Source organism: Bradyrhizobium sp. AS23.2 (assembly GCF_001908185.1).
Lineage (GTDB): Bacteria > Pseudomonadota > Alphaproteobacteria > Rhizobiales > Xanthobacteraceae > Bradyrhizobium.
Map to the genome: position 1 here is coordinate 1 of NZ_LGHM01000203.1, position 4393 is coordinate 4393.

Genomic DNA, 4393 nt, shown 5'->3' on the forward strand with positions numbered 1-4393 from the left:
CATCGATGCGCTTGCCGCGCTTTCTGCGGTTCTCGATCTGGCGTTGAAGGATCGAACGCCATCAGCTGTCCGGGTTCCTGGCGCATACGTGGTGCCATGGAGACTTTATACGCAAAAAACTGCTCTCCATCTGCGTGACACTGTCAGCGCCCACCTTGCCGGCCGCTGCCGCCATCGAAGTTGGACCAACTAGCAGCTCGAGAACTTGAATTGTTGCGTCCCCTGCTCACCGGCATCGGGGCCGCGCTCTACGATACGGTAGCCCTCGTGAGCCTGAACGAAGCCCTGCTCGGAAATCCATTGACGCTCGTACGTCACAAGCTTTTCTTTGAGCGCAAGCGATTGCCCTGGCCCGTTGTCGCTGAGATACGATGTCTGAACCTCTCGCCGGGGCTCGCCGTCGCTGATCGGCACGCGGTGCCAGACCATCGTCTCCGCCCCGACCGCACAAAGGTCTCTGATGGTTTTGAACGCGTCCGGGACGTATTGGATAGCCCCGTTCGAATAGATTAGATCAACGCTTCCGAGCCAATCAGCAGCTTTGCCGATCTGCACGAAGAACATCAGCTGATCGGTGGCAAGCTCTTTGGCGCGCCGGACCATCGCCGGGGTTTCGACCACCGCCCAGCGAATGTCCGGAGACAGTTGGCACGCCAGCTTGTAGTGCCGGCCAGCTCCCCCGCCAAAATCGAGGACAGTCCTCAAGCCCGCGACCAGCGGCCAGTCGCCAGCAGGCTTGTAATTGATTGTCTTGCGGAAAATCGTTTCGACCAGCTCCGGATTTTCGTATCCCTCAATGGTCTCCCTCGGTCGAAAAACCTTGCGCCTTACTCTCTGGATAAAATTCATAACGGGTGGCCCCGGCACACTTTTTGGTAAGTGCCGGCCGTCTACCACAATCAGAAACATTTGGAAACAATAGCCGGATAGGTCATATTCGCGCGGTCGCGATCAGGATCTGGGCGTGAGGTCTCTCCCGATGCGCCATCGATTCACCTAGCGCCGCGTTGACCCTTCGGTACGAACTGTCTCGGCCTTTAGCGAGCGGGAGCAGGTGAACAATCGTCAAGAGAAGCTCGCATGCACCTCATCAGGCAGGTGAGATTGTGCAAGCGACGTTTGATTGCTTCGCTCAATGCGACAACCGTCCCATATTGCCGCAGGCCGAAGCGGTCCCGGTTTCTTTCGCTAAACCTCTGGTCTCTCCCAACTAGCCCGGATGCAGGCATCACGAGATAATCCCTGACCTCTCGATTGCCCTCGTTCAATCTGATCACGACAACAAGGCCGGGTGGAAGCTGTCGGCCACGTACAATGGTCCAACTAGGATGTGTTGCCGCGCGAGCATGCCGACTGCGTGCCACACGAAAAGATATCGCGACCGCGTGAACCCTGAGGATCTGATGAACTTGATCGATCCTGACATCCTCTCCGGACTTTGCAAGCGCTCCAGCCACCTTCAAGACCAGGGCCTTGATCATATCGCGGCGAACAGCACGCGACTCAACGTACTCGTACTTTCGCTTCGGACTGTAGCCGATCAGCCGATAGGCGTTTCTCAGGCTACCAAAGCGCGTCAGATATGCTGTTGAGCACGGGACACCCTCTGTCTCGTTGATGACGTCCCTGCTCAGCCTCCTTTTACGGTGAAGCAAGACTCTCAGTCGCTTCAGCATTTCCTCGTCTGACACTCCCCAGCAGTGTCGTCGATCGTCGAGGATCTGCTGCGCCTTCGCGAATATTGCTTTGTCCACTATTGGCTCGAATGCTCCCTCCTTCTTGATCCAATCGACTGGAGGATTTTCCTTTCGAACTGTTCGCAGCCTGCTACTGTGACGGTTGTAACGATTGGTGCCGATATAGTTATCGTTTTGCAGCAGGTAATGGATTTTGGAGAAGGTCCACGGTCGCCTCTGATTGAGAACACCTCTAAGATTGAGCTCCCGCGCAATCTTCGTCTCGGTAAGATGGCCTTTTACGAAACGGTCAAATATTAACCTCACCGTTCCGATTTCATGTTGCGGTCCTGGGCGTAAGATAACGCGATCGGTTTGAAGTGACTTCCATTCTCCGCTCTCCATTATTCCTCTGGACCGCCCGCTTTCATCAATCAGTTCTCTGCGAAGCCCGAAGCAAGGGTGCCCCCCTTGTCGAAAGCCAAGCCTCGACAGATGGCAAGCGCCGGCGTGCACCCTGACCCCAAGTTCCCGACTATACTCGGCCGCCATCACTCGCTTGATGTTCTTCACGATGCCTGAGATGACACTTCCATCGTTGTCGAATTGCTCCGCACAATAAGAAACGGTGATGCCTGCTTCCCGGCATAGAAATTCGTAGTGCGCACTTTCATCGATGTCCTGAAATCGCCCCCACCGGCTGACGTCGTAAATGAGAATGTGATTGAAGTTGACCCGACCTTGGCGGACGTCGGAGATCAAACCGGTCAGACCCGGCCTGTTTTTTATCCCGAGACCACTCTCACCGTCGTCCCGATAAGTTCGAACGATTTCAAGCCCTCGTGCTTGTGCGTAGGCGGCGATAACAGCTGCTTGGTTCTCGATGGAGTATCGCTGGTGGTCCGTAGACATGCGAACGTATTGTGCAGCGCCGAGCGTCCGCTGTTCTTTGGGCAAAGAGATTTTGTGCGGAACGAGCGCATTGATCATCGGGCCGCGCCTCAAGCGCCTTGCGCCTGAGCAATCTACAACCGCCAGCGAGGACCGTGAAGTTCACGTCTTCAAGATGGACTACTCGACGACCACCCATACTTCGCCACCCAGGTCAGAATGGCTGTCGCAAAGGCCACGATCAATCCGCCCCAGTGAGACGACCGGCGCGCCGCACTGATGGAGCGCAGATACAAGAATGCCGCGAGTAGCGCTCCGTAATTCCTCCTGAAATCTCCGTTGAGCTTGGCAATCTTCGACAGCTCAGAAGATGTCTCGGCCGGGTCGGCCATAGGCTGGCTCCTTTTGAAAAGCTAGGACCAGCACCCTATGAACCACCGTTTTGCCCGACGTGACAAGGGATATTTCGGGATATCAAAACTCCGATGTGACGTGCTGGACCGCACTTTTATCCACACCCACGACACGCAGTAGCTCATGCGCGTTTCGAGCCACTAGGAATCGACAATTTGCGAGGCGCTCATGATGCCGCTTTTATCATGCCATGCCTCGTCCCCTCAAACGCCACACACCTACAGAAGCCGACGGACGGCCGGTCAAGATCACGCTCGGTCAGATGCGCGCGATGGGCGTTCGCGGCGTCCTCGTCTACTGCGCCAACTATCGGTGCGGCCATAGCGTTGCACTTAGCGCGGATCAATGGTCTGACGAGGTGCGGTTATCGGATCTTGAGTCGCGTTTTACCTGCCAGGCTTGCAGTAGACGAGGCGCCGATGTCCGACCGCACTTCGATTGGAATACGCCGACAGTGCCAGCTATGGGTTACCGATGAAGCCCACCACCGAACGCCCCTTCCAACCCGGAAGCCGCTTCACGCAAGCTGGTCGAGATCGCGGCCGGCGTCGAGCCAGTGCGGGACGGTCATATCCACATCGAGAAGATCAACGCCACGTTCCTCTACACGCTGAAAGCCAGCGGCGATGAGTTCGGCGCGGGCATCAAGCATGCCGTCGAGTGCGGGTGGCTCGAACTGCACGAGCCCGGCACCTAGGTCCGGCTGTTGAAGAGAGGCCGCCAACTGAGGCGCCGTACGGAGCGAGGCCCGGCATTGGAGGCTAACCTAACCGGACCTCGCAGCCGTCCAATACCCCTGGGAGGGGGACTCGCCAGCCACGATTAGCTTGCATAGGTGCCCTGACGCGGACTTTACAACATCAATCGACGAGCCGCCTCATGGCGGCCCTTTTTGCGTTTATCCGGACGGCCGCCGGCCTCGGGCGCGCCGACGTGCCGCTGTCCGACGATCAACACGGCGAGAGCGATGATCCCCAATGGCGTCAACTACGAGTGCACAGGTCTCATATGGCAACAGCCGTTCCTCTTTATGGCCAAGCGCCCGCAGCCTAATCGAGTCTCGATTCCCGCTTTGCGACGCTGGGCGGCGCTTTGCTTTGCCTGCAGCCTTCGGGCGGCCCGTTTTGCACTCCAGGACCGCGGGTGCGCGCCATCTGCGCGTTGGTGTGCATCTGGCGACAGGAACCTAGGGGACCGCGGGCAGTTGATTAGCAGTCCCCGACAAGCGGAGTTATTCCCATGCGCGAGAAGCGCAGGCTGGCAGCGCCAGCAGCGTCCGCCCGCACCACCAAGGCATCGATTGCTCCCCTGAATACCGGTTATGCCTTGATCGTCGACGGTCATGTCAAGGCGACCTTCACGGCGAAAGCGAGCGCCCTGGAAGCTGGCACACAGCTGAAGAACCGATCCCC

General features: G+C 57.7%; 5 protein-coding genes. 2 read left to right on the forward strand and 3 right to left on the reverse strand.

Annotation, left to right across the window (positions count from 1 at the left end; translation table 11 throughout):
- A partial coding sequence (locus AC630_RS46410; protein WP_208867093.1) for a hypothetical protein occupies nt 1-193 on the forward strand: 193 nt, incomplete at its 5' end.
- Here the strand turns inward: AC630_RS46410 and AC630_RS36215 are convergent.
- From AC630_RS36215 to AC630_RS36225, 3 genes are all read right to left on the reverse strand, one after another.
- Nucleotides 190-849 carry a class I SAM-dependent methyltransferase gene (locus tag AC630_RS36215; RefSeq protein WP_143198583.1) on the reverse strand — a complete coding sequence of 220 codons (660 nt, stop codon included), beginning with the start codon at nt 847-849 and terminating at the stop codon, nt 190-192. The two genes, AC630_RS46410 and AC630_RS36215, sit on opposite strands and share 4 nt — an antisense overlap.
- A 188-nt stretch (nt 850-1037) precedes the next feature.
- Nucleotides 1038-2666, reverse strand: a complete 1629-nt coding sequence (locus AC630_RS36220) for a recombinase family protein (protein WP_074123187.1) — start codon at nt 2664-2666, stop codon at nt 1038-1040.
- 71 nt (nt 2667-2737) lie between these two features.
- On the reverse strand, nt 2738-2959 hold the full coding sequence (locus tag AC630_RS36225; protein ID WP_074123188.1) for a hypothetical protein: 222 nt from the start codon (nt 2957-2959) through the stop codon (nt 2738-2740).
- 578 nt (nt 2960-3537) lie between these two features.
- On the opposite strand from AC630_RS36225, the gene AC630_RS47470 reads away from it, so the two are divergent.
- Nucleotides 3538-3678: a hypothetical protein gene (locus AC630_RS47470; RefSeq protein WP_245330623.1), complete on the forward strand. Its 141-nt coding sequence runs from the start codon at nt 3538-3540 to the stop codon at nt 3676-3678.
- The last annotated feature ends 715 nt before the right edge of the window (nt 3679-4393 follow it).

Excerpts from the sequence above, each read along its gene's own strand:
- AC630_RS36215 (WP_143198583.1), bottom strand. The coding sequence starts at position 849 with ATGAATTTTATCCAGAGAGTAAGGCGCAAGGTTTTTCGACCGAGGGAG.
- AC630_RS36220 (WP_074123187.1), bottom strand. The coding sequence starts at position 2,666 with ATGATCAATGCGCTCGTTCCGCACAAAATCTCTTTGCCCAAAGAACAG.
- AC630_RS36225 (WP_074123188.1), bottom strand. The coding sequence starts at position 2,959 with ATGGCCGACCCGGCCGAGACATCTTCTGAGCTGTCGAAGATTGCCAAG.